The organism is Rhodanobacter ginsengisoli (assembly GCF_042657065.1).
In the GTDB taxonomy this organism is placed as follows: Bacteria; Pseudomonadota; Gammaproteobacteria; order Xanthomonadales; family Rhodanobacteraceae; genus Rhodanobacter; species Rhodanobacter ginsengisoli.
This window is the reverse complement of sequence record NZ_JBHSNF010000001.1, coordinates 1,925,505-1,949,816: the sequence shown is the minus strand read 5'-3', so window position 1 is coordinate 1,949,816 and position 24,312 is coordinate 1,925,505. Positions and strand designations below refer to the sequence as shown.

The following is a 24,312-nucleotide window of genomic DNA, read 5'->3' as shown; positions in this document are numbered from 1 at the left end:
CTGATGTTGTGAGGCACGAGTTGTGATCCAGGTTGTCAACAATCCACTAGCCAAGGTCAATCTGCTCGACTTCGATCGTCAGGGTCTGCGTGATTTCTTCACGCAGATCGGCGAGAAGCCGTATCGCGCCGAGCAGGTGATGAAGTGGATCTACCACGACCTGGAAGACAACTTCGAGAACATGACCGACGTGGGCAAGGCGCTGCGCGCCAAGCTCACCGAGGTCTGCTACATCGGCGCGCCGAAGACGCTGCTGGACAAGGCCGCCACCGACGGCACGCACAAGTGGCTGCTGGGCATGGACAGCGGCAACGCGATCGAGACGGTGTACATTCCCGAGCCGACCCGCGGCACCCTGTGCGTGTCCTCGCAGATCGGCTGCGCGTTGAACTGCAGCTTCTGCTCCACCGGCGCACAAGGCTTCAACCGCAATCTGTCCACCGCCGAGATCATCGGCCAGGTGTGGGTGGCGGCGAAATACCTGGGCAATGTCACCCATCAGAACCGTCGCATCACCAACGTGGTGATGATGGGCATGGGTGAGCCGCTGGCCAACTTCGACAACGTGGTTCGGGCGATGCGGCTGATGCGCGACGACCTGGGTTTCGGGCTGGCCGCCAAGCGCGTCACGCTGTCCACCGCCGGCATGGTGCCGCTGATCGACCAGCTGTCCGATGCCATCGACGTGTCGCTGGCCGTCTCGCTGCACGCGGCCAACGACGAGTTGCGCACCGAACTGGTGCCGATCAACAAGCGCTACCCGATTGCCGAATTGCTGGCCGCCTGCCAGCGCTGGGTCGCGCGCAAGCCGCGCACCTCGATCACCTTCGAATACACCTTGATGAAGGGCGTCAATGACCAGCCCGAGCATGCCCGTCAGCTGATCAAGCTGATGCGCAAGCTGCCAACCTGCAAGGTCAACCTGATTCCTTTCAACCCGTTCCCCGGCACCCGCTACGAGCGCTCCGACGCGAACGACATTCGCGATTTCCAGACGCAGCTGCTCAATGCCGGCGTGCTGACCATGTTGCGGCGTACCCGTGGCGACGACATCGATGCCGCCTGCGGTCAGCTGGCGGGGCAGGTGACGGATCGCACCCGGCGCAGCGCCGACCTCCGCAAACGCCAGGATGAGGAAGCATTGCATGCGATTTGACCGGGTACTGCTCTTCGGCCTGCTGCTGTCAGTGGCTGGCTGCGTCACCACGCACCATGACAGCAGTACGCTGGGCAAGCCGTTGCCGCAGACCAGCAAGGCCGACCAGGCGCAGGACGCGGCACGCATCCATACCGAGCTGGGCCAGCACTACATGGCTGCTGGCGATCTGCAGACGGCGCTGGCCAAATTGACCATGGCGCTGCAGTTCGACCCCAATTACGCACCGGCGCATACCGTCATCGCAGTGATCTACGAGCGCATCGGCGACCTGGCCAAAGCCGAGCAGCATTACCGCAAGGCGGTCGAGCTGGAGCCGTCGAAGGGTGCCTGGAACAACAATCTCGGCCAGTTCCTGTGTTCCGCCAACAAGTATGCGGAAGCGGACGTCTATTTCCGCAAGGCAGTGACCGACCCGTTCTATCCAACACCGGACTGGGCGCTGACCAATGCCGGCGTATGCCAGCTGCGCGCGCATGACAGCGCCCGCGCCGAAGCGGATTTCCGTGACGCCATCGCGCGAAATCCGAATAATCCGGAGGCACTCTTCCAACTGGCCAACTTGCTCTATCTGAACAAGGATGCGTTCCGTGCGCGGGCGTTCCTCCAGCGTTTCGATGCCTTGGGAAAGCCCACCGCCGCCTCACTCAAGCTCGGCCATGACATTGAATCCAGTATGGGCAACCGGGAAGGCGCCCTCACTTACAGCAAGCGACTGCAAAGCCAGTTCCCGGACTCGGAACAGGCGCACGCCCTCGATAACGCCGCCAGCCCATGACCTCGATCCAGCCAGAAGCGCCCACGCAAGGTTCGAATGATGCCGATCTGTTCGGGATCAATTTGCCCGAATTGGATGTGACGCCGACAGAGCCCCACGGCGCGAGTTTCGGTAGTCGGCTGCATGCGGCGCGTGAAGCTCGCGGACTGGATCTGGAGGCCTGTGCAAACACGCTGAAACTTCCTGCCCGCGTGCTGCGCCAGCTGGAACGTGACCAGTACGATGGCATTGATTCGAAGGTCTATCTGGGCAGCTACATAAGCAAATACGGGCGTTATCTCGGCATCGACCAGGCGTCGTTGCAAGTGGAGCTCGATCGCCTCAGGCAGATCGAGGCGCCACTGGTGGCGACGGGCGGTATCTCGCATTCGCGCTTCCTTCTGGATCGTTACGCTACGGCGGCCACCTACGTCGTGCTGACCCTCGTGATTGCGGTGCCGACGGTCTGGTTCGGCGTGCGCAGCACCCTGGACCGCGACCTGAGCCACCTGGCCCCGCTGGATGCAACCCCGGTAGCGCAATCGGACTCATCGGCGAGCAAGGTCGGCGAGAACATTGATCGCCAGAACGACAAGGTGGTTCCGCAGGAGTCGTCGAAGGCGGCCCCGGCTGCGGATCAGAATCAGCCGCTGATGGCCTCGATGGCACCGTTTCCGAGCATGGGCAACGACGTCGTGCCACCGTCGAAGCCTGTTGTGTCTCCTGCGACGGACAATGGCGCGGGCAATCACGCCCTGAGCCTGAGTCTCACTGCGGCCAGCTGGGTTGAAGTAACCGAAGCTGACGGTACGCGACTCGAATACGGTCTGCTGTCAGCCGGCAGCAACAAGACCTATCACAGCGACCAGCCGCTGGATGTGCGCATCGGCAATGTCAGCGGTGCGACCGTCAGCATCGATGGCCGACCGCAGGGGCTGGATGATTTCCGGCACGCCAACGTCGCGCATTTCCGCATGCAGATGCAGGACGGCAAGGCTTCCGCAGCCAGCCTCTGATCAGCATTTCCGGACGCTGCGGGAAGCCCATTTCGGTTATGCTTGCGCATTGTCCGCCCGGGAACGAGCGGGTCTGACCGATTTTCCCTTTTGTTTACCGCGCAGGGCTGTGCTTGCCCCTGCGGGTGCGCGGCCTTTTGAATGGTGACTGCATGGCATTTGAAGAATACGACAAGTACGAGCAGAGCGAACTGGTGCAGAAATGGCTGCGCGAGAATGGCGTGTCGATCGTCGTCGGCATCGCGATCGGCCTGGTCGGCATTTTCGGCTGGCAGCAGTGGCAGCGTCACCAGGCGCGCGATGAGGCCAACGCTTCACAGCTCTATCAGCAGGCGCGGATCGCACAGTTGTCCGGCAAGCCGGAGATCGCCAGCCAGCTGACCGACCAGCTGATGAAGGATTACGCCAAGTCCCCCTATGCCGTATTCGCGGTCAGCGATCGCGCCAGGCAGCAGGTACAGGACAAGCAGCTGGACAAGGCCGAAGCCTCCCTGGAATGGGCCGAAGGCCATGCCGCCGAGGCACCGCTGAAGTCACTGACCCTGTTGCGCATCGCGCAGGTGGAGCTGGCTCGCGACAACGGCAAGGCCGCACTCGCCACGCTGGATCGCATGCCGGCCGACAGCTATCAGGGGCTGACCCAGGAACTCCGCGGAGATGTGCTGGTCAAGCTTGGACGTTCAGACGACGCGCGCAAGGCCTATCAGACGGCCTTGTCGACGCTGGGCGAGGAAGCGCCGCAACGCGGCGCCTTGCAGATGAAACTCGATGATTTGGCCGCGGCCGGGAAGCAGGGTGCATGAAAAGATTTTTACTGATCACGCTGGCTTCATTGGTAACCCTTACCGGTTGCCACTCTTTCAAGAAAGATAACGTACAGCCGCCAACACCGCTGGCAAAGGACTTCAAGCCCACCGTGCAGGTCACCCGCCTGTGGCGCACCAGTGTGGGTGACGGTGCGGGTGTGAGCGGCGCACGTCTGCGCCCGACCGTGGTCGATGGCGTGCTCTACGCCGACAGTACCGATGGCAAGCTGGCCGCGATCGACGCGACCAGCGGCAAGACCCTGTGGTCGAAAAGTTCAAGCACCCATGGCTGGTTCGGCTGGGGCGACAAGCACCGCAAGGACGCCATGTATGCCGGCGGTCCCGTGGTCAAGGGAGACTTGCTGGCCGTGGGTACGCTGGACGGACACGTCTACGGCGTGAACGCGAAGGATGGCAGCCCGCTCTGGGAGACCGAGCTGGATACGGAAGTGCTGGTGTCGCCGCTGATTGTCGGCGACCTGGTGGTCGTGCGGGGTGCCGACGGTCGGATCTATGCACTGGACGCCACCACCGGCAAGCGCCACTGGGTCTATGACCAGAGTGAAGTACCGCTGTTGAGTCTGCGCGGCAACGGGCCGCTGCTGGCCGCCAATGGCGTGCTGTTCTTCGGCAGCGACGACGGCAAGTTGATCGCCTTGCGCCTGGACAACGGTGCCAAGCTGTGGGAACAGAAGCTGGCCAGTGGCGAAGGTCGCACCGAAATCGAGCGTCTGGACGATGCCGATGGCGCGATCCTGCTCGACGGCAGCACGCTCTACGCTGCTGCCTATCACGGCAATCTGATGGCGGTGGACGGTCCCAGCGGTCGTCCGCTCTGGTCGCACCCGTTCTCCAGCTACGGTTCGCTGGCGATCAACGGCAACGTGATCTTCGGGGTCGATGACGATTCGCAGGTGTGGGCGTTCGACAAGAGCGGCGGTGCCGACATGTGGAAGAACGCGGCCCTGAAATATCGCTGGCTCACCGGCCCGGCCGTGCAGGGCGATTACGTCGTGCTCGGTGACATGGAAGGCTATGTGCACTGGCTGCAGACTGGTGACGGCGCGCTGGCTGCACGCGAGCGACTGTCGAAGAAGGCGATCCGCGCCCAGCCGCTGGTGGTGGGTGACACCGTCTACGTCGAGGACGTCGATGGTCGCATCGGCGCCTATCGTCTTTCCTCGCACTGATTGCTGAAACGAAGTCCTTATCATGTTGCCCGTCGTCGCGCTGGTTGGTCGTCCGAATGTCGGTAAATCGACCCTTTTCAATGTCCTGACGCGCAGTCGCGACGCGCTGGTAGCCGACATGCCGGGCGTCACCCGTGATCGTCACTACGGCGTATGCCGCAGTGGCGAGCGGCCCTTCGTGGTGGTCGACACCGGCGGTCTGTCCGGGGTCGACGATGCGATGGACGTGCTGACCGCGAAACAGGTACGGCTGGCGATCGACGAGGCCAACGTGCTGGTGTTCGTGGTCGATGCCCGTGAAGGCCTGCTGCCGCAGGACTACGTCATTCTCAACGAGCTGCGGCGCAGCGGAAAAACCATCATTGCGGCAGTCAACAAGACTGACGGGCTGGAGGAAGACGCCGTGCTGGCGGAGTTCTCCGCCTTCGGTGTCGGAAAGATCCTGCCGCTGTCCGCGGCGCACAATCGCGGCACCGCCGATCTGATCGAGATGGTTCTGCCCCTGCTTCCGGCCGACGAAGCCAGCGCGACTGAGGCGGAAGGCGAGGACGGCAGCATCCGGGTGGCCATCGTCGGCCGTCCGAACGCGGGCAAATCGACCCTGATCAATCGCCTGCTGGGCGAGGATCGCCTGATCGTCTCCGATGTCGCCGGCACCACCCGCGATCCGATCCGGGTGCCGCTGGAGCGCGACGGCAAACGCTACACGCTGATCGACACGGCCGGCATCCGGCGCAAGGCGCGGGTCGAGGAGGCGGTCGAGAAATTCAGCGTCATCAAGACACTGCAGTCGATCGCCGCCGCCCAGGTCGTGGTGGTGATGATCGATGCCCGCGAGAATCTGGCCGATCAGGATCTCACCCTGATCGGCTATGCGATGGACGAGGGCAGGGCGCTGGTGATCGCCATCAACAAGTGGGACGGACTGGATCAATACCAGCGCGATGAATGCATGCGCGCACTCGATCGTCGGCTGGTCTTCGTCGAGTGGGCCAAGCAGGTGCATATCTCGGCGCTGCACGGTTCGGGTCTGCGCGAGCTGATGCGTGCGGTGGTGCGTGCCCATGCCTCGGCGACCAAGGTGCTGGTTTCGTCCGATCTCACCAAGACGCTGGAGAAAGCCTACGAGGGCTACCAGCCGCCACTGGTCCATGGCCACGCGCCGAAGTTGCGCTTTGCCCATCCCGGCGGCAACAACCCGCCGACCATCGTGATCCATGGCACCCGCACCAAGCACATCGCACCGGCCTATCAGCGCTACCTCGAGAACTTCTTCCGCAAGCGTTACAAGCTCGAAGGCACGCCGGTTCGCATCGCCTTCCGCGAAAGCGAGAACCCGTACGCCGGACGCAAGAAGGTGCTGACCAAGGAGCAGGAACAAAAAGCCCGGCGCCGGGTCAGCGACCTGATCAAGCGTACGCGTTGACTGCTGCCCCCGCCTGGCGGCAGGATCAGCGCAGGTCTTGCGGAACCAGGCCGTATACCGCCGCATCGTGGGCCTGCCCATGCATCCACAGACGATGGCGGGCGATGGCCTCGAACTTCGCCCCGGTCTTCTCGGCGGTTCGCCGACTGGACTGATTGTCGGGCAGCACGACGATCTCGATCCGCACCAGACCCAACTGTCCGAAGCCGAATTGGGCCAGCAGCCGTGCTGCCGCCACCGCCACGCCTTGCCGTTGGCATGACTGGCGCACCCAGTAACCGAGGTTGGCACTGCGCTGAAGCGGGTCGTACTGGCTGAAGCCGGCGCCGCCCAGCAGTTTTCCGGAGGCGACGTCGAAAATCGGGAAGGCGAAATGCTCACCGGATTGCCAGCCGGACCGGCAGTGCGCAATCCATGCGGTGGCATCCTCCGGCGCATAGTCCGCGTGGCACCACGGCAGCCATCGGCCCACGCTGGTCACCGACTCGCGCGCGGCCTCGAACAGCGCCATCGCGTCGTGATCCTGCCATGGCCGCAGGCGCAACCGGCCATCGGTCAGTTCCAGCGCCTCCCGGGGTATCGTGTCCGCAGTCATGCTTGCATGCCGTTTGTACGCATCGGGCTGAGCCGGGATAATGGTGGACTTTACAGTCAGGCATCAAGATGAGCGCACGCATCCTCGACGGCAAACGCATCGCACAGGAACTGCTGGAGCGGGTCGGCATGCGTGTGGCCGAACGGGTGGCCCTCGGCTTGCCCGCACCGGGACTGGCGGTGGTGCTGGTGGGCAGCGACGCGGCCTCTTCGGTCTATGTGCGAAACAAGCGCAAGGCCTGCCATCAGGTCGGTTTCCGTTCGTTCGATTACGACCTTCCTTCCAGCACGACCCAGGCCGAACTGTTTGCCTTGATCGATCAGCTGAATGCCGATCCGGACGTGCACGGCATCCTGGTGCAGTCGCCGCTGCCGGAATATATCGACGAGGACGCGCTGGTCGACCGCATCGATCCGGAAAAGGACGTGGACGGTTTCCAGGCGGTGAACGTGGGCCGCCTCGCGCTGCGCCGGTTCGGCCTGCGACCGTGCACACCGAAGGGCGTGATGACCCTGCTCGGCCACACCGATCGTCCGGTACGGGGCCAGCATGCGGTGGTGGTCGGCGTATCCAATCATGTCGGACGACCGTTGGCGCTCGAGCTGATGATCGCCGGTTGCACGACGACGTCGTGCCATCGCTTTACCCGTGATCTGGCCAGCTTCGTGAGTCAGGCCGACATCCTGATCGTTGCCGTCGGCAAGCCGGGGCTGGTCAGGGGTGAATGGATCAAGCCCGGCGCGGTCGTGATCGACGTCGGCATCAACCGGCTGGACGATGGCCGGCTGGTCGGCGACGTGATATTCGACACCGCGGCGGAGCGCGCCAGCTGGATCACTCCCGTGCCCGGCGGCGTCGGTCCGATGACGGTGGCCACGCTGATGGAAAACACGCTCGAGGCGGCCGAGGCGGATGCCGCGCGCCGCAAGAACGTCTGATTTTTTTCCGGCATTCAGCCGGACATCTGGCGAGCCTCACGGCAGGGCGCGTATAATTCCCTCTTTGCAGCGGGACTTATCGCATGCGTATCCTCGCCGAGGCCCTGACCTACGACGACGTCTACCTTGTTCCGGGCCACTCGATCGTGCTGCCGCGTGATGTGAATACATCGACACGGTTCACCCGCGACCTGCGCCTGAACATCCCCATCGTCTCCGCCGCGATGGACACCGTGACCGAAGCACGCCTCGCCATCACCATGGCGCAGAACGGCGGCATCGGCATCATCCACAAGAACATGACCGCCGAGCAGCAGGCGGCCGAAGTGCGCCTGGTGAAGAAGTTCGAGGCCGGCGTGATCCGCAGCCCGATCACGGTCGGTCCCGACACCTCGATCCGCGAGGTGCTGCGCCTGACCCACGCGCACAACATCTCCGGCGTGCCGGTGGTGGATGGTTCCCGGCTGGTCGGCATCGTCACCAGTCGCGACCTGCGCTTCGAGCGCAAGCTCGACGATCCGGTGCGCAACATCATGACCCGCCAGGACAAGCTGATCACGGTACGCGAGGGCGCCGGCCAGGACGACGTGCTGCAGCTGCTGCACACCCACCGGATCGAGAAGGTGCTGGTGGTCAACGACGATTTCCAGCTGCGCGGACTGATCACCGTGAAGGACATCCAGAAGGCGCGCGACAACCCGCATGCCGCCAAGGACAAGCAGGAAGCCCTGCTGGTCGGCGCCGCGGTAGGTGTCGGTGGCGATACCGAACAGCGCGTGGCTGCGCTGGTCAATGCCGGTGTCGACGTGCTGGTCGTGGATACCGCGCACGGTCATTCGCAAGGCGTGATCGATCGCGTGGCCTGGGTGAAGAAGCACTTTCCGCAGGTGCAGCTGATCGCCGGCAACATCGTCACCGGCGAGGCGGCACGGGCCCTGCTCGATGTCGGCGTGGATGCGGTCAAGGTCGGCGTGGGTCCGGGTTCGATCTGCACCACGCGCGTGGTGGCCGGTGTCGGCGTACCGCAGATCACCGCGATCGACATGGTAGCCACCGCGCTCAAGGACGAGATCCCGCTGATCGCCGACGGCGGCATCCGCTATTCCGGTGACATCCCCAAGGCGCTCGCCGCCGGCGCGTCCACCGTGATGCTGGGCTCGATGTTCGCCGGGACCGAGGAGTCGCCGGGCGAGGTCGAACTGTTCCAGGGTCGTTCGTACAAGAGCTACCGCGGCATGGGCTCGATCGGCGCGATGCAGCTCGGCTCGAAGGATCGCTATTTCCAGGAAGAGGCGGACGCAGACAAGCTGGTGCCCGAAGGCATCGAGGGCCGGGTGCCGTATCGGGGCCCGCTGCGCAACATCATCCACCAGCTGATCGGTGGTCTGCGCGCCTCGATGGGTTATCTGGGGGCGGCGACGATCGAGGACGTGCGGCACAAGGCGCAGTTCGTCAAGGTGACCTCGGCCGGCGTCACCGAAGCGCATCCGCACGACATCCAGATCACCAAGGAAGCGCCGAACTACCGGCTCAATTCGTGATCGGGGCAGGGAACGTGTGGCTCTTGACGAGCGCGATGTCAGCGCTTCGTCCATGCCGACATGCGCCCCCCGGTCACGTGTTCCCCGTTCTCCGCCCTGAGTCCCCATGACCAATATCCATAGCGACAAGATCCTGATCCTCGATTTCGGCGCGCAGTACACCCAGCTGATCGCACGCCGTATCCGCGAAATCGGCGTGTACTGCGAGATCTGGGCCTGGGATCACGACCCGGCCGAGATCGCCGCCTTCGGCGCAAAAGGCATCATCCTGTCCGGTGGCCCGGAGTCGACCACGCTGGCCGACGCGCCGGTAGCGCCGCAGCAGGTATTCGATGCCGGCGTACCGATACTCGGCATCTGCTACGGCATGCAGACCCTGGCCGCCCAGCTCGGTGGGGCCACCGAGGCCGCCGATGCACGTGAGTTCGGCCATGCCAGCGTCGATATCGTCGCGCCCAGCCGGCTGTTCGATGGCCTCAACGACCACCCCGGCGAGCACAAGCTCGATGTGTGGATGAGCCACGGCGATCACGTGGCCGCCGCACCACCGGGCTTCGTCGTCACCGGTTGTACCGCGCGCATTCCGGTCGCGGTGATGGAAAACGAGGACAAGCGCTGGTACGGCGTGCAGTTCCATCCCGAAGTGACCCACACCAAACAGGGCGGGGCGCTGCTCAAGCGCTTCATCACCGAGATATGCGGCTGCGCCACCTTGTGGACCGCGGCCAACATCATCGACGACCAGATCGCCCGGGTGCGCGAGCTGGTCGGGGACGATCACGTGCTGCTGGGCCTGTCCGGCGGTGTGGATTCGTCGGTGGTCGCGGCCTTGCTGCACCGGGCGATCGGCGACAAGCTGACTTGCGTCTTCGTCGACACCGGCCTGTTGCGCTGGAAGGAAGGCGATCAGGTGATGGCGACGATGGCCGACACCGACGAACACGGCATGGGCATCAAGGTCATCCGCGTCGACGCCGCCGAGCGCTACTTCGATGCACTTGCCGGCGTGGCCGATCCGGAAGCCAAGCGCAAGATCATCGGCGGGCTGTTCGTGGAGATCTTCGACGAGGAATCCTCGAAGCTCACCGCCGACGGCGCCGGCCACGTGAAGTGGCTGGCCCAGGGCACGATCTATCCCGACGTGATCGAGTCGGCCGGCAGCAAGACCGGCAAGGCCCACGTGATCAAGAGTCATCACAACGTCGGCGGCCTGCCGGCGCACATGAAGCTGAAGCTGGTCGAGCCGTTGCGCGAGCTGTTCAAGGACGAGGTGCGCCGGATCGGCGTGGAGCTCGGCCTGCCACGGGCGATGGTCTACCGTCATCCGTTCCCCGGGCCCGGCCTGGGCGTGCGCATCCTCGGCGAAGTGAAACGGGAATACGCCGAATTGCTGGCCAGGGCCGACGCGATCTTCATCGAGGAACTGCGCAAGGCGGACTTGTACGACAAGACCAGCCAGGCGTTCGCGGTGTTTCTGCCGGTGAAATCGGTCGGTGTCGTCGGCGATGCCCGGGCCTATGAATGGGTCATCGCACTGCGCGCGGTGGAGACCATCGATTTCATGACGGCGCATTGGGCGCATCTGCCTTACGAGTTTCTAGGCAACGTTTCCAACAGGATAATCAATGAATTACGTGGTGTTTCTCGCGTAGTTTATGATATCAGCGGCAAGCCGCCCGCCACGATCGAGTGGGAGTAACAAAATCAGGCACCTGGATGCCCCGAGCAAAGCCGGCGACTTGCCGGCTTTCTCATGTTCAGCACACACTGTATTGAAATGACTGAAGAAAATACCAAGTCGCCCGAACCGTTTTCAGCCGAAGACCAGCGGCACATGCGCCGTGCGCTGCAGCTGGCCGCGCACGCCCGCGACGCCGAGAACGAGGTGCCGGTCGGCGCCGTGCTGGTGCAGGAGGGCGAGATCGTCGGGCTGGGCTGGAATCGCAACATCACCCTGCATGACCCGACCGCCCACGCCGAGATCATGGCGTTGCGTGCGGCCGGCGAGAAGCTCGCCAACCATCGCCTTTCCGGCGCCACGCTCTACGTCACCCTGGAGCCCTGCTCGATGTGCGCGATGGCGATGATCCACGCGCGCCTGGGCCGCGTGGTCTATGCCGCGGCCGATCCCAAGACCGGCGCTGCCGGCAGCGTATTCGACACGCTTGTCGATGTGCGCCACAACCATCGCATCGAGGTCGCCGCCGGCCTGTTTGCCGAGGAGTCCGCCAACCTGTTGCGGGAGTTTTTCCGCGCCCGCCGCTGAACTTGGGCGTGCTCAGGGTCCGGCGGTGGTGACGTTGGTTTGCCAGCTGACCAGTTGCAGCCGCAGTCCCCATGGCGCGATGAAGTTCACCACGGTCTGGCCCGACTTCAAGGTCCGCGGTGCCCCGAGCACACGGACACCCTCACGCCGCAGCCACTGGGCGGCACCCGCCACGTCGTCCGAGATGAGCCGGATCGGTTCGCGGCGCCGACTCCCGCTGGAGGTGGCCGGGGCAGGGGCGGCGGACAGTTCGATGACGGAACCCGCGCCGCAGGACAGCAGCCTGGATTCGCGACTGCCCTGGTGCGAATCGCCGAGGCCCAGCCGCGGACTGATCAACTGGCAATCCAGCACGTCCCGGAAAAACGTCACCGCCTGTGCCATGTCCGGCACGACAATCCTCACGTAGTCGTCGTCCTGGATCACGGCCGCACGGCTGCTCGTGGCTGCCACGGCGGCAACCACGCCCAGCATGACAAAGGCCAGCAACGACAGGAACGACTTGTTCATGACTCGGTACCATGGATTCACTGGCGCCATGGATGGGGTTGCCGGAGTCCCGGGAAAAGTCCCCGTGGGTGACCAATAAGTTTCCCTGCGCGAACAATCGGTGCGGCCTGACGGCCATGCCGGCGGCGATCACGATCGTTCGCCCGGGGAAACGCACAGATCGCGCCAATGCCATTTACTCTCGACCCCGTGCCCCCACTCATGTGTGCTGTCAGCAGACCGGCAAGCCAGACGTGGGTCAGGCGATTGTCCCGGTCGCCCCTCATCGACCAGGATCAGCCGGATGAAACGCCATCACCATTCCCTGTTGCAACGCCGTCGCGTGGAGTTCGGAGGTGCCGACGCCGCGCGCCGCATCACGACTCCCGTTACCAGGGCCCAGCCGACCGGCCTGCAGGCCGGAGATGGCTACGACTGGTTGCGTCAGATCAAGCAATTCCAGGCAACCCGGCGCGTCATGCGCGCAAACCGCACAGGCAGCTGACCGGTCCCCGACCGACTCGCGCGAGCGCTCGTGCAGCGGCATCGACTCCAACTTCGCGTCCTCGCTTCCGCTTGGCCGCAGGACTCTTGCAGTCCCTTCATCGTCGCCGTGATATCGCGCAGGGCGATTGATCGCTCGGGCTGAATCGCTGCCGCATGTGGCGGCGGTGGCCCCCGATTTCCCGGCCATGGATCCCCTTCGACGAAAGGCCGGCAGACCATGCGAGACCGCCATGGCGCTGCCTCGGATCGCACGGCTCTTCGACGAAATGCGCTGTGCCCGGTGGCAATGCGACCCCGGCGGCACGGGCTCGTCTGGCTGGATCAATTTTGATCCATGCACGACAAATTCATGACAGACACAACAACTGTCCAGGCAGCAGGATGGGCGGCGGGCCCTTGATGGCCTTGCGTGAAGTACCGACTCCCGGACGCCATCGCGCGCAACGATTCGCTCTCCCGCACGGCAAATAAATCAGCCTTGACATATGCTGCCTAGGCAGTAATATATGCCACATCATCGGGAGATGGGCATGAAGAAATCGAAGAAAGGGACGATCGCCGTGCTGGCCACGGGTGAACTCGGCTTTCTGATCACCGGGGTGCGCAGCGCGATCCTGTCGGCGCTGGACAAGGCGCTGGAGCCGCTCGGCATTTCTGCCGCGCAGTTCGTCGTGTTCCGGAGCATTGCGGATGGGCGCGGCAGCACCATCGGTGAGCTCTGCCGCGTGCTCGGATATGACTCCGGAGCGATGACGCGGCTGCTCGATCGCATCGAGAAGAAAGATCTGATCCGTCGCGTGGCGAATCCGCAGGACCGCCGCAGCTTCCTGATCGAACTCACCGAGCGCAGCGCGCTGCTGGTGCCCCAGGCGCGGCGGCGGGTGCAGAAAGTGTTCGCACAGTTGCTCAACGGCTTTGACGAGAAGGAGGCCGCGGCGTTGAAGACGTCGCTCGAGCAGATTCTTCTCAACGCGGCGCGTATCGCCTGAGTACCCGTCATCCATTTATCAGCCCAGGCTGATTGTTCTGCGCTGATTTTTCCATCGACTCTGGAGAATCATTGCCATGCTCACCCGAGCCCACACCATGACCATGACCCTGACGCGGCATGCGCGGCACGCGGCCGGGGCACTCGCATTGACGATGCTGGCCGCCTGCGCGAGTACCGCCGGCCTGCATACGCACGCCACCGCGCTGGATGCAGATCGGCTGGAGGTTTCACGCAGCCTTTCGACGACCGCGTTGTCAGCGGAAGCATGGCCGAAGGAGGCCTGGTGGAGGGAGTTTGGCGATCCCCAGCTGGATGAGCTGATCGAGGCCGCGCTGGACGGCCAGCCGAGCCTGGGTGTCGCCGAAGCCCGGGTGCGGCAGGCACAGGCATTCGCGGGCGTGGCCGGTGCCGCGCTGTATCCGCAGGTCAATGCGAGCTTGAAGAGTACCCGCCAGCGCTTCAGCGAGCACGGCACCGTGCCTCCGCCCATCGCCGGAACCTGGCAGGACATCAACGAGATGTCACTGGGGTTGCACTACGAGCTGGACTTCTGGGGCAAGAACCGCGCGGCGGTCGATGCCGCCCTGGATCGAGCCCATGCCGCCGAAGTCGGCCTGCATGCGGCGCAACTGATGCTGACCACCTCGCTGGCGCGCACCTACCTGCGACTCGACCTTGCCTATGCCCAACGCGATCTGGCCGAGGACACGCTGAAGCTGCGCCAGCAGACGCTGGAGCTGACGCGCAGGCGGGTCGTGGCGCAGATCGATTCGCAACTCGAGCTGACCCAGGCCGAGGCAGCGTTGCCGGCGGTACGCGAGCGAATCGCCGCGATCGACGAGTCGATCGCATTGCTCGACAACCAGCTTGCGGCATTGCAGGGCAAGGGGCCGGATGCAGGACTGCTGATCAAGCGACCGCAACTGGCCGGGGTCGGTCCGGTGGCGGTGCCGGCCAATCTGCCGGCAGAACTGATCGGCCGCCGCCCCGACGTGGTGGCGAATCGCTGGCTCGTCGAGGCGGCCAGCCAGGACATCAAAGTCGCCAGGGCGCGGTTCTATCCCGACATCAGTCTCAACGCACTGGTCGGTTTGCAGAGGCTCGGCTTTGACAATTTCCTCGACGCCGGCAGCCGCGTCCTCGGTGTCGGGCCGGCGATCTCGCTGCCGATCTTCGACGGCGGCCGCCTGCGCGGCAACCTCGGCGTGCACCAGGCCGACTATGACGCGGCAGTGGAGCACTACAACGCCACTGTGATCGCGGCCGTCCATGACGTGGTCGATCAACTCGTCTCGCTGCGCTGGCTGCAGCAACGGGTGCACGAGCAGGATGAGGCGCTGCGGCTGAGCCAGCACGCCTACGACCTCGCCCGGGCACGCTATCGCAGTGGCCTGGCGAACTACCTGCAGGTGCTGTCGGCCGAGGGCCAGGTGCTGGCGGAGAAGCGACGGGTACTCGAGTCGCAGTCGCGTCAGCGCGAACTGCGACTGAACCTGATCCGCGCACTCGGCGGCGGCTATCGGCCGGCGTCGGGCCCGGCAGCCACCGCCGCCACCCGTGTACCTACTCGAGGAAGCAAGTCATGAACACCGAAACAGGCTCGCCGCAGGCGGGCACCGCACCCGTCGCAGCGACGGGGCCGCAGGCATCGCGTTCGCGCCTGGGCCAGATCCTGGGCGTGACCGTGGTGGTCATCGTGGTGATCGGTGTGGGGTTGTGGTGGCTGGTGGCCGGGCAATACCGCGAGACCACCGAAGACGCCTATGTCGACGGCAACGTGGTAGCCGTCACCGCCCAGGTCCCCGGCGTGGTCACTGCCATCGATGCGGACAATACCGATTACGTGAAGGCGGGCAGCAGCCTGGTCAAGCTCGATGACACCGATGCCCGGCTGGCCCTGGCGCGTGCCGAGGCACAGCTTGCCCGCACCGTGCGGCAGGTACGCGCGCAGTACGCCAACGTCGGACAGACCCGCGCCAACCTGCAACTGCGCGAGGTCGAGCTGTCCCGGGCGAAGGCCGATCTGGCGCGCCGGCGTGAACTCGTCTCCATCGGCGCGATCTCGGGCGAAGAGGTCAAGCATGCGGAGGAAGCAGTGCGTGCCGCCAGCGCCGCGCTCGGCATGGCCACCCAGCAGCTGGCCGGCAGCAGCGCGCTGATCGATCGCACCTCGATTGCGACCAACCCGGAGGTGCTGGCCGCATCCTCGCAGGTGCGTGATGCATGGATCGCCGTCTACCGCACCAACGTACCCGCCCCGGTCAGCGGCATGGTGACCAAGCGCAACGTGCAGTTGGGGCAGAAGATCAACCCGGGCATCTCGCTGATGTCGGTGGTGCCGCTGAATCACCTGTGGGTCGAGGCCAACTTCAAGGAATCGCAGCTGCGTCATATCCGTATCGGCCAGAAGGTGAATCTGGTGGCCGACGTCTACGGCGACGACGTGGTCTACCACGGCACCGTGGCGGGTCAGGAGGCGGGCACCGGCAGCGCGTTCTCGCTGTTGCCGGCGCAGAACGCCACCGGCAACTGGATCAAGGTGGTGCAGCGCGTGCCGATCCGCATCGCACTGGACCCGCGGCAGGTGGCGAAGCATCCGTTGCAGTTGGGCCTGTCGATGAAGGTTACCGTGTCCACCCGGCAGCGTGGCGGCAGCCGCCTGGTGACGCCGGGTTCGCAGGAACACGGCTATCGCACCGACGTGTTCGCCCACGAGCTGGCCAGCGCGGACGCCGTGGTCGACAAGATCATCGCGGCGAACCGATAGTAGCCGAGGGAGCCTTGCCATGAACACCCGCGCACCCGGCCCGTTGCTGTATGCCACGATCTTCGTGCTGACCGCGATCGAATTCCTGCAACTGAGCATGGTCGCGTTCGGCGCGGGTCCGATCATGGGCGAGGTCAGCATCACGCCGGAGGACTTCAGCCTGATCGCCGCGGTCTATGCCAGCGTGGCGATTCTGGTGATTTCGATGCAGCGCTGGTTCGTCACCCGCCTGGGCGGAAGACTTTTCATCCAGTGCGCCGCGGTGGTGTCGTTGCTCGGTGCGGTGCTGTGCGCCACCAGCCACGACTTCGCTTCGTTCCTGCTGGGCCGTGTGGTGATGGCGCTCGGCGGCGGTGCATTCTTCACGTCGGCGCGCATGATCATCCACCATGCGCTGGCCGGACCGCGCCGCTTCACCGGTATCAAGTCGCTGGCGTACGGCGTGGCGCTATGCATCGCCGCCGGGCCCTGGCTGGCGGCGCAGGCGGTGTCCAACGACACCTGGTCGGCGATCTTCTGGCTGCTGGCGATCCTCGACGGGCTGGCCTTCGTGCTCGCCAGCAGCAGCCTGACCAGTGATCTGCGCGGCTACGAGGAAGGCCGAAGCGACTGGAATCCGTGGTTGCAGGTCTTGCTGGTGGGTGGCAGTTTCGCGCTGCTCTATGCATTGCAGCGCTTCTACTACGACTTCTACGGCGATGTGCTCTACGTCGCCGCCACCCTGGTTGCCGCGCTGGTGGCGTTGCTGGCGTACGCGCATCACCAGCGAAAAAACGAGCGCCCGCTGCTGCATCTGCGCCCCATGCTGCACCTGCGTTACCTCGCCGGCGTCACGCTGTTCCTGTTCGCCTACCTGATGCTGGGCGCGAACAATTACGTGGTGCCGTCGATGCTGCTGCGGAGCCTGGGCTATTCGTGGGAAACGGTGGGCCACTTCGAAGCCCTGGGTGCGCTGGCGGCGGTTGCCACGTTCACCGTGGTCGCCCGCTTGCTGCCGAAGCACCCGGCCCCGAGGAAGTACTGGATCACCGGCTTCCTGGCGCTGGCCACTTTCGGCGTCCTGCTGGCGCGACTCGATCCGGCGGCCAGTCCGTGGCTGCACATCCTGCCGGCGCTGGCCTGCTACAACATCTTCCTGCTGACCGTGCTGCCGATCACCGCGATGCAGGCGTTCCGCCAGATGGAGGGCGACGAGACGCTGTTCTCCAATGCGCAGCAAGTGAAGAACATGCTGGCGCAGGCGGGTATCGCGCTGGGCATTTCCGTCGCCACGTTGGGACAGCAGTGGCGCGCCACCGTGCACTACAACGTGCTCAATGCGCAGGTGACGCCGGACAACCCGGTCTACCTCGCCACGATCCGGCACCTGCAGGGCGCTTTGACCCCCAGCGTCGGCCCCAGCGAAGCCGCGCGAATCGCAGTGGCCGAGGTGGCCCGGATGCTGGCCCGGCAATCGGCGCTGCTGGCGAACATCGACCACTTCCGCCTGATCGCCGTGCTGGGTGTCCTGGGCGTCGCGGTGACGCTGCTGCAGCGGGTGTTCCGATGAACCGCCGCGACGCCATCGGCAGCGACGATGAGGTGGTGCGCCATGCGCTGATCGCCGTCGAGCGGCTGCACCGGGCCTTGTGGCACTCAGTGGGACGGGAGCTTGCCGCCGACGATCTGAGCGTGGTGCAGTGGCTGCTGGTATCGGAAGTCGCGCGCGGCGAGGGCCGTACGCTGACCCATTTCGCGCGGGCCACCTCGCGCGACGCGGGCTCCTTGTCGCGCGCGATCCATCAACTGACCCAGCGAGGCCTGCTGGAGAACCGACGCAGCCATGCCGATCGCCGCAGCAGCATGATCAGCCTCACCTCGGCGGGCCGGGCCATGTACCGGCGGCTCGCGCCGCGCATCGAACGAATCGCGCAGGCGATGGACCTGGGCACGGAGGCCGCCCAACTGGACCGCATTGCCATGGCGCTGGCACATGCCGCCAGCCGCATCGGATGCGGCCAGCGGGGCGCACCTGCGACATCGTCACGCAAGGACATCTTCACCTGAGCCGCCGGCACCGCAGCCACGCTCAGGCCGGCATCTTGCGGAGGGCGATCGAGAAGCGGTTCCAGCCGTTGATCGCGACCACCAGCAGGGTCAGGTCGGTCATTTCCTCCGGGGTGAAATGCGGCTGTACCGATTCCCACACATCGTCGGGCACGTGCGTGCTGCTGACCAGGGTGACTGCTTCGGTCCATGCCAGCGCGGCACGTTCACGCTGGCTGAAGAAAGGCGTTTCGCGCCAGGCACCCACCGTGGCCAAGCGCCGCTCATCCTCGCCGGCCTTGCGCGCATCGGCGGAGTGCAGATCCATGCAGTAGGCACAACCGTTGATCTGCGAGGCACGCAGGCGCACCAGTTCGATCAGCGGTTTCTCCAGCGAACTGTTCCCGATGGGCTGCTCCAGCGCGATCATCGCCTTGATCGCTTCCGGGCTGGTCTTGCAGAAATCGAGACGGCTGTTCATGGCAGGACTCCTGCTGGCGGACCGTGGATGCACGTCAGCCTGATCGTGCCGGGCCTAGCCGGCTCGAACATTCGTGCCCCGGATGGATCGTTCGGCGCGGCAGCCATGGCGATGCCGAAGCGAAAAGCGCGAAAGGGACAAGTCAGCGCGTGTCGATGTGCCTGATCTTGGCTGCGCTGATGCAGAGGCACTCCGACGGCTGCGCCGAAGTCTCGACGCTTGAATCGTCGGCGTTGCGCCCACAGTCCTGTGAACTACTGCGCGCTCGGCGCGGGCGCGCTCCCCCTCCCAAGGAAATCCCATGCATATCGACTTGAACAGACGCCATGCGATCGTGACCGGCTCCACCGCCGGCATCGGTCTGGCGATCGCGCGCGGCCTGGCCGCTGCGGGCGCGCACGTGGTCATTACCGGCCGTACCCAGGCGCGTGTCGACGACGCCATCGCCGATATCGCCGGCCAGATCGACGGCGCGCAACTGAGCGGCGTGGCCGGTGATCTCGGTACGCGCGCGGGTGCCGAACAGCTGATTGCGGCGGTGCCGGATACCGACATCCTGGTCAACAACCTCGGCATCTTCGAGCCGAAGGGATTTTTCGATATCCCCGACGCGGACTGGCTGCGCTTCTTCGAGGTCAACGTGATGAGCGGCGTGCGGCTTGCCCGTCACTACGCGCAGGGCATGGCGAAGCGCGGCTGGGGTCGGGTGCAGTTCCTGTCCAGCGAGTCGGGTGTGCAGATTCCGGCCGAGATGGTGCACTACGGCGTGACCAAGACCGCCCAGCTCGCGGTGTCGCGCGGGCTGGCCGAGTCGCTGGCCGGCACCGGCGTCACGGTGAACGCGATCCTGCCCGGGCCGACCCGCTCCGAAGGCGTCGGCGACTTCTTCGGCAAGATCGCAGCGGAGCAGGGCGTTCCGGTGGAACAGGTCGAGCGCGAGTTCATCGCCACCCATCGGCCATCGTCGCTGATCAAGCGGCTGGCCACGGTCGACGAAGTGGCCCATATGGCCGTCTATCTCGCTTCCGAACAGGCCTCGGCCACCACCGGCGCCGCCGTGCGTGTCGACGGCGGTGTGGTGCGCTCGGTGATCTGAGGCCCGGTGATCCGGGTCCCGAGGATCTGGCGCGATCGTTCGATGCCGTCGAACATCTTCATCTCGCACGTTCGAGAAGCCCACCACCCGACCAGCCGTTGCAAGATCGCCGGATGGAAGTCGGGGAGGTTCGGCCCGCTCAGTGAGGCGGATCGTCCATCCCCGACGCGTTGAGTCCGCCATCGGTGCGCCTTGCCGGGCGAGGCTCGATCGCACCACGCCAGGCACCGGGACTCACCCCCATCTTGCAGGTGAACGTGCGCGTGAAATGGCTCTGATCGGCGAACCCCGCGGCCAGGGCTACGTCGGCCAGGGTCAGGCTGTGATCGTCACGCATCAGCTTCAGGGCCAGCTCGATACGCTGCGCAATCAGCCATTGGTGCGGCGACAGCCCGGTGCTCTTCTTGAAGGCGCGCACGAAAGCGCTGCACGACAGGTCGCAGGCCTTGGCCACCAACGCCAGGGGAATCCCGTCGACGAGATGTTCGCGCATCAATTCCGTCGCCTGGCGCTGTCTCCACGGGGCCAGGCCGCCCCGCATCGACGGACTGCGATGGCGCACGTCACCGTAGGCGCTCAACAAATGGGCGCGCAGCGCCAGCAGGACATGGTCGACGAACAGCTGGTGGTTCTCGCGCTGCGCATGCAGCGCCGGCAGCAGGCTGAGGCCGAGATGGCGGATGACCGGATCGTCGATGAACTCGCCGGGCCGATAGCGCAGATCGCTTGCCTCCCGGGTGCCCAGTTCCTCACTCAGTTCAGTCAGCGCGGTGCGCGGAACATAGAAGAAAAGCGGATGGAACGGGTCCTTTATGTACGCGATCGGGTGGCGCTCCAGATCGTAGAAGTGTGTGGTGCCCGGAACGATCGGCCGCACCGGAACCGGTCGTCCATCCAGCCACAGTGCGTGACGCTGCAAACCGCGCAATTGCAACCCGACGATATAGGACGATTCGGCGGCGATCGGTGCGGTGAAACCGTAGTCCGGGGTGTCGCAGAACACTTCGGTGACAGCCAGCGGCTGCTTGCCGGCAGTATGCGTCGTCAACGTGGGCGGATTGCTCATGCGGAACGATCGTCCCAGACGATTGCCGTAGGCTCCTTTTTGCATCGGAGATCCCTCCACGGACATTCGAGGTGTCTGCGGCGAAATATACGCCGCCGCGCTGGGCATGTTTAGCTGTCCATGCAAGTGGACAGGCAGGTTCAGCGGGCGGGATGAACGGCCGGCGCCGGGCAGGTTGGCGGTTGGTTTGCAATCGTCGGATGCACGCTCATGTTGCGCCGGATCGACTGTTCCGGTGTCAGCCAGAGCAGCCCTCGCGATGCACAATCCTCGGCATAGTCGAACAGCGTCTGCATGTGCTTCGAGTCGAAGTCGACGAAGCTTTCCTGCGGGTAGTCCACCGGAATTTCCGTCATGCGGAATTGCATGTGCATGCGCCGGGCCGCCGCGATGCTTTCCAGGATCGCGCCACGGGTCTTGTAGGTCATTTCCGCCTCGAAACTGTCCGACAGCACATCGACGGTATTGAATGGCGTCGTGCGTGGCTTCCGTGCCAACTGGCCGTTCACGATCAGGTAAAGATGGGCACCATGCAGCTCGGGGACGTCAAAGGCCCGGATCCCGACGATCAGCGGCATGGTGAATACCGACGTGGTCACGCTGCCGTCCACGTGCATCTCGTCATAGCGGGCATGGCCGTCGCTGACGTGGATGAGTACTGGAGGGAAGATCCCGGGTACGCTGGCCGACGCGATCAGCACGTCACGGAACAGCCTGCGCGCGGGCGGGCCACCCCGTTTGGCGATCTCACCCATGTCCCACAGCACGGTCTCGTGCTTGTCCAGGTCGGTCGTGGCCACGATCAGCCGGCGCCCCTTGGCGGCCTCGCTGGCGATCGCATCGATCATGGCCGGGGTAACGAAGCGATCGACCAGCTGGAACAACGGATTGCGGTGGAGCAGGCCACGCGGTGACAGCAGCCGGGCCAGGATGGTTCGGGTCGGCGAGCGCATCAGCCGGGCACTGCGCTTGCCGGTAAACGCCTGCTGCATGCGTGCATCCCAGTCCGGACCCAGAAACGCAAACGGGGCAAGCAGTGCACCGGCGCTCACCCCGGTCACCATCTCGAATTGGGGACGGGCATGGGCGCGGCTCAGCCCGGCCAGCGCACCGGCACCGTAGGCGCCGCCGGAACCGCCGCCCGATAGCGCGAGGATGTCCACCGTTCCGTCCGTCGCCGCGGCACGGATACCCTTGAAGAATGCGGTCGCCTGGGTGGTGAAGCCACGCAGGTCGGTGGTCACCAGTCTTACCGTGGGGGGAAAGCCATCCGGCGTGGCGCGGCTTATCAGCTCCGGGGGCGCGGCACGACGTGGCGCGGTCTGGCAACCGCCCAGCAGAAACAGCAGGCCGAGCAGAAGACATGCCGTCGGGCCCCGCATCGCCGATCGCCGGTTCATCGCTGTCTCCTCAACTCAGTCCTTCGACCAACCGCCTGGCCAGCCTTGGCTGGCGCAGTTGCTCCAGCCACCAGGCGAGGGCGCGACCATCGTGATCGCCGCGCCACGCGACATACAGGACATTGGGTTCGCGTGGATCGGCCATCTTCCGCTCCACCAGCTCGCCGCGCTTCAGCGAGGCTGCGATCCGCTTGCGCGGCAGCCAGCCCACGCCGAGGCCTTCGCATTGCGCGAGGATTTTCGCGCGCATGCTGGGCACGGCGAGGGTCGCCTGGCCACCGAGCAAACCATAGGCGCGACCGACGCTGCGGGAGGAGTCGGCGACGACCACCGCCCGATGGCGACTGACCACGTCCTGCGTCAGTGGCTCGCTGGCCCTGGCAAGCGGGTGGCGCGGAGAGATCGCGAATATCCAGTCCATCGCGCCCAGTTCCAGCCAGCGCAACTGCGGCATTGCCGGCGGCTCGTTGGTGGCTCCCACGACCAGGTCGGCGCGGCCCTCGCGCAGAGCCTCCCAGGTACCGCCCAGAACTTCGTGGGTGATGCGCAGGCTGACCCCGGATTGCAGCGCGTCGAAGCTGTGGATCACCGGCAGCAAGGTCTCGAATTCGAGGATTTCGTCGGTAACGATGTGCAGGCGATCTTCCCAGCCGTTGGCGACCTGCTTCACGCGCTGACTCAGTCGCGACACGTCCTGAATCAGCCGGGCGGCTTCCTGGGTCAGCAACTGGCCGGCCGGGGTGAGTTGCAGGCGATAGCGGCGGCGGTCGAACAGCAGGGCATCGAAACGCGTCTCCAGCTGACGCGCCGCATGCGAAATGGTCGAAGGTGCCTTGCCCAGCCGGGCCGCCGCGCGGGACAGGCTGCCGCTGTCCCGAATCGCTTCCAGCAAGGCCAATTCGTCATCGGACAACATGTTCGACCTCATCGTACGAGTCCGTCGAAACGATGGTACGGCAAACGGCGGGGAGGCGAGCAGGATGTCATCACTGTCTTGCATCACCCACCCATCTGGAGCACACCATGAATCGTTTCGAAGGAAAATCCGTACTCGTTACCGGCGGCAGCAGCGGCATCGGCCTGGCCGCCGCCAGGGCGTTCGCCGCCGAAGGCGCGCGCGTCGTCATCACCGGTCGCGACGGCGCGACGCTGGAACAGGCCCGGGCCAGCCTGGGGCCGAATGCCCTCGCGATACGCAACGACGCCGGCTCGGTGCCTGCCGCACGCGAGCTGGCCAAAGCGGTTGCCGCCGAAGGCATCAAGCTCGATGCCATCTTCATCAATGCCGGCTCGGCTCGTTTCGCGGCGTTCCCGGATGTCGACGAGGCGCTGTGGGACCAGGGCTTCGACACCAACGTGAAAGGTGCCTACTTCCAGTTGCAGTCGCTGCTGCCCCAGCTCAATCCCGGTGCATCGATCGTGATCAACGGTTCGATCAACGCCCATATCGGCATGCCGAACACATCCGTCTATGCGGCCAGCAAGGCCGCCCTGATCTCGCTGTCCCGCACGCTGTCGGCCGAGCTGCTGCCGCGCGGCGTGCGCGTCAACGTGGTCAGTCCCGGTCCGGTCCATACGCCGCTCTACGGCAAGCTCGGCATGGATGCGGCGACACTCGAGGCCACCGCAGCGCAGATCCAGGCACAGGTGCCGCTGGGTCGCTTCGGCACACCCGAGGAAATCGCGGCCACCGTGCTGCACCTGGCCTCGCCCGAGTCGGCTTTCATCGTCGGCACCGAAATCGTCATCGACGGTGGCATGAGCCAGCTTTGAGCCAGCCAATGCCGGGGCCGCGCAGG

Annotated in this window: 24 protein-coding genes; 18 read left to right on the top strand and 6 right to left on the bottom strand. The window is 65.1% G+C overall.

Annotation, left to right across the window (positions count from 1 at the left end; translation table 11 throughout):
- Positions 1–25 precede the first annotated feature (25 nt).
- The 6 genes from rlmN to der all read left to right on the top strand — a co-directional run bounded on the left by rlmN (position 26) and on the right by der (position 6,351).
- Positions 26–1,156 (top strand): dual-specificity RNA methyltransferase RlmN, encoded by a 1,131-nt coding sequence (gene rlmN / locus ACFPPA_RS09045; protein ID WP_377319470.1) that lies wholly within the window; start codon positions 26–28, stop codon positions 1,154–1,156.
- Positions 1,146–1,934: a type IV pilus biogenesis/stability protein PilW gene (gene pilW, locus ACFPPA_RS09040; protein WP_377319382.1), complete on the top strand. Its 789-nt coding sequence runs from the start codon at positions 1,146–1,148 to the stop codon at positions 1,932–1,934. Before rlmN ends, pilW begins: the two co-directional genes overlap by 11 nt.
- Positions 1,931–2,929 (top strand): helix-turn-helix domain-containing protein, encoded by a 999-nt coding sequence (locus ACFPPA_RS09035; RefSeq protein WP_377319381.1) that lies wholly within the window; start codon positions 1,931–1,933, stop codon positions 2,927–2,929. Before pilW ends, ACFPPA_RS09035 begins: the two co-directional genes overlap by 4 nt.
- A gap of 152 nt (positions 2,930–3,081) precedes the next feature.
- A complete protein-coding gene (locus ACFPPA_RS09030; RefSeq protein ID WP_377319380.1) occupies positions 3,082–3,732 on the top strand; it encodes a YfgM family protein in 651 nt (216 codons plus the stop codon).
- Complete coding sequence (gene bamB, locus ACFPPA_RS09025) at positions 3,729–4,925, top strand: outer membrane protein assembly factor BamB (protein ID WP_377319379.1); 1,197 nt, start codon at positions 3,729–3,731, stop codon at positions 4,923–4,925. Before ACFPPA_RS09030 ends, bamB begins: the two co-directional genes overlap by 4 nt.
- A 22-nt stretch (positions 4,926–4,947) precedes the next feature.
- A complete protein-coding gene (der, locus tag ACFPPA_RS09020) occupies positions 4,948–6,351 on the top strand; it encodes a ribosome biogenesis GTPase Der (RefSeq protein ID WP_377319378.1) in 1,404 nt (467 codons plus the stop codon).
- A gap of 25 nt (positions 6,352–6,376) precedes the next feature.
- Here der and ACFPPA_RS09015 read toward each other — a convergent pair whose 3' ends face one another.
- On the bottom strand, positions 6,377–6,946 hold the full coding sequence (locus ACFPPA_RS09015) for a GNAT family N-acetyltransferase (protein ID WP_377319377.1): 570 nt from the start codon (positions 6,944–6,946) through the stop codon (positions 6,377–6,379).
- A gap of 68 nt (positions 6,947–7,014) precedes the next feature.
- On the opposite strand from ACFPPA_RS09015, the gene folD reads away from it, so the two are divergent.
- From folD to tadA, 4 genes are all read left to right on the top strand, one after another.
- On the top strand, positions 7,015–7,884 hold the full coding sequence (gene folD, locus ACFPPA_RS09010; protein ID WP_377319376.1) for a bifunctional methylenetetrahydrofolate dehydrogenase/methenyltetrahydrofolate cyclohydrolase FolD: 870 nt from the start codon (positions 7,015–7,017) through the stop codon (positions 7,882–7,884).
- An 83-nt stretch (positions 7,885–7,967) separates the two neighbouring features.
- Entirely contained in the window at positions 7,968–9,425 is a 1,458-nt protein-coding gene (gene guaB, locus ACFPPA_RS09005; protein ID WP_377319375.1) for an IMP dehydrogenase, read from the top strand.
- A 106-nt stretch (positions 9,426–9,531) separates the two neighbouring features.
- Entirely contained in the window at positions 9,532–11,124 is a 1,593-nt protein-coding gene (gene guaA, locus ACFPPA_RS09000; RefSeq protein ID WP_377319374.1) for a glutamine-hydrolyzing GMP synthase, read from the top strand.
- A 78-nt stretch (positions 11,125–11,202) separates the two neighbouring features.
- A complete protein-coding gene (gene tadA, locus ACFPPA_RS08995; protein ID WP_377319373.1) occupies positions 11,203–11,691 on the top strand; it encodes a tRNA adenosine(34) deaminase TadA in 489 nt (162 codons plus the stop codon).
- Between the two features lie 12 nt (positions 11,692–11,703).
- Here tadA and ACFPPA_RS08990 read toward each other — a convergent pair whose 3' ends face one another.
- Positions 11,704–12,201, bottom strand: a complete 498-nt coding sequence (locus tag ACFPPA_RS08990; protein ID WP_377319371.1) for a VOC family protein — start codon at positions 12,199–12,201, stop codon at positions 11,704–11,706.
- A 283-nt stretch (positions 12,202–12,484) separates the two neighbouring features.
- Here ACFPPA_RS08990 and ACFPPA_RS08985 point away from each other — a divergent pair, with 283 nt between their 5' ends.
- The 6 genes from ACFPPA_RS08985 (at position 12,485) to ACFPPA_RS08960 (ending at position 18,491) form a co-directional block, all read left to right on the top strand.
- Complete coding sequence (locus tag ACFPPA_RS08985) at positions 12,485–12,685, top strand: hypothetical protein (protein WP_377319369.1); 201 nt, start codon at positions 12,485–12,487, stop codon at positions 12,683–12,685.
- Positions 12,686–13,217: 532 nt separating this feature from the next.
- Positions 13,218–13,676 (top strand): MarR family winged helix-turn-helix transcriptional regulator, encoded by a 459-nt coding sequence (locus ACFPPA_RS08980; RefSeq protein WP_377319367.1) that lies wholly within the window; start codon positions 13,218–13,220, stop codon positions 13,674–13,676.
- Positions 13,677–13,752: 76 nt separating this feature from the next.
- A complete protein-coding gene (locus tag ACFPPA_RS08975; RefSeq protein WP_377319365.1) occupies positions 13,753–15,264 on the top strand; it encodes an efflux transporter outer membrane subunit in 1,512 nt (503 codons plus the stop codon).
- Complete coding sequence (locus ACFPPA_RS08970) at positions 15,261–16,445, top strand: HlyD family secretion protein (protein WP_377319363.1); 1,185 nt, start codon at positions 15,261–15,263, stop codon at positions 16,443–16,445. The genes ACFPPA_RS08975 and ACFPPA_RS08970 overlap by 4 nt, the downstream gene beginning before the upstream one ends.
- Before the next feature lie 19 nt (positions 16,446–16,464).
- A complete protein-coding gene (locus tag ACFPPA_RS08965; RefSeq protein ID WP_377319361.1) occupies positions 16,465–17,994 on the top strand; it encodes an MFS transporter in 1,530 nt (509 codons plus the stop codon).
- The gene (locus ACFPPA_RS08960) at positions 17,991–18,491 is read left to right on the top strand and encodes a MarR family winged helix-turn-helix transcriptional regulator (RefSeq protein ID WP_377319359.1); all 501 of its coding nucleotides are present in this window, start codon (positions 17,991–17,993) and stop codon (positions 18,489–18,491) included. The genes ACFPPA_RS08965 and ACFPPA_RS08960 overlap by 4 nt, the downstream gene beginning before the upstream one ends.
- Before the next feature lie 22 nt (positions 18,492–18,513).
- Here the strand turns inward: ACFPPA_RS08960 and ACFPPA_RS08955 are convergent, their stop codons facing one another.
- Positions 18,514–18,951: a carboxymuconolactone decarboxylase family protein gene (locus tag ACFPPA_RS08955; protein WP_377319357.1), complete on the bottom strand. Its 438-nt coding sequence runs from the start codon at positions 18,949–18,951 to the stop codon at positions 18,514–18,516.
- A gap of 301 nt (positions 18,952–19,252) precedes the next feature.
- Between ACFPPA_RS08955 and ACFPPA_RS08950 the strand changes: the two genes are divergently transcribed.
- Positions 19,253–20,047: an SDR family NAD(P)-dependent oxidoreductase gene (locus tag ACFPPA_RS08950; protein WP_377319355.1), complete on the top strand. Its 795-nt coding sequence runs from the start codon at positions 19,253–19,255 to the stop codon at positions 20,045–20,047.
- A gap of 139 nt (positions 20,048–20,186) precedes the next feature.
- Here the strand turns inward: ACFPPA_RS08950 and ACFPPA_RS08945 are convergent, their stop codons facing one another.
- From ACFPPA_RS08945 to ACFPPA_RS08935, 3 genes are read right to left on the bottom strand one after another with little or no spacing between them, the layout of a single operon-like run.
- Entirely contained in the window at positions 20,187–21,221 is a 1,035-nt protein-coding gene (locus tag ACFPPA_RS08945) for a helix-turn-helix transcriptional regulator (RefSeq protein ID WP_377319353.1), read from the bottom strand.
- Between the two features lie 32 nt (positions 21,222–21,253).
- The gene (locus ACFPPA_RS08940) at positions 21,254–22,513 is read right to left on the bottom strand and encodes a patatin-like phospholipase family protein (RefSeq protein WP_377319351.1); all 1,260 of its coding nucleotides are present in this window, start codon (positions 22,511–22,513) and stop codon (positions 21,254–21,256) included.
- A gap of 10 nt (positions 22,514–22,523) precedes the next feature.
- Entirely contained in the window at positions 22,524–23,429 is a 906-nt protein-coding gene (locus ACFPPA_RS08935) for a LysR family transcriptional regulator (RefSeq protein ID WP_377319349.1), read from the bottom strand.
- Positions 23,430–23,536: 107 nt separating this feature from the next.
- On the opposite strand from ACFPPA_RS08935, the gene ACFPPA_RS08930 reads away from it, so the two are divergent.
- Positions 23,537–24,286 (top strand): SDR family oxidoreductase, encoded by a 750-nt coding sequence (locus ACFPPA_RS08930; protein ID WP_377319347.1) that lies wholly within the window; start codon positions 23,537–23,539, stop codon positions 24,284–24,286.
- Positions 24,287–24,312: the final 26 nt, after the last annotated feature.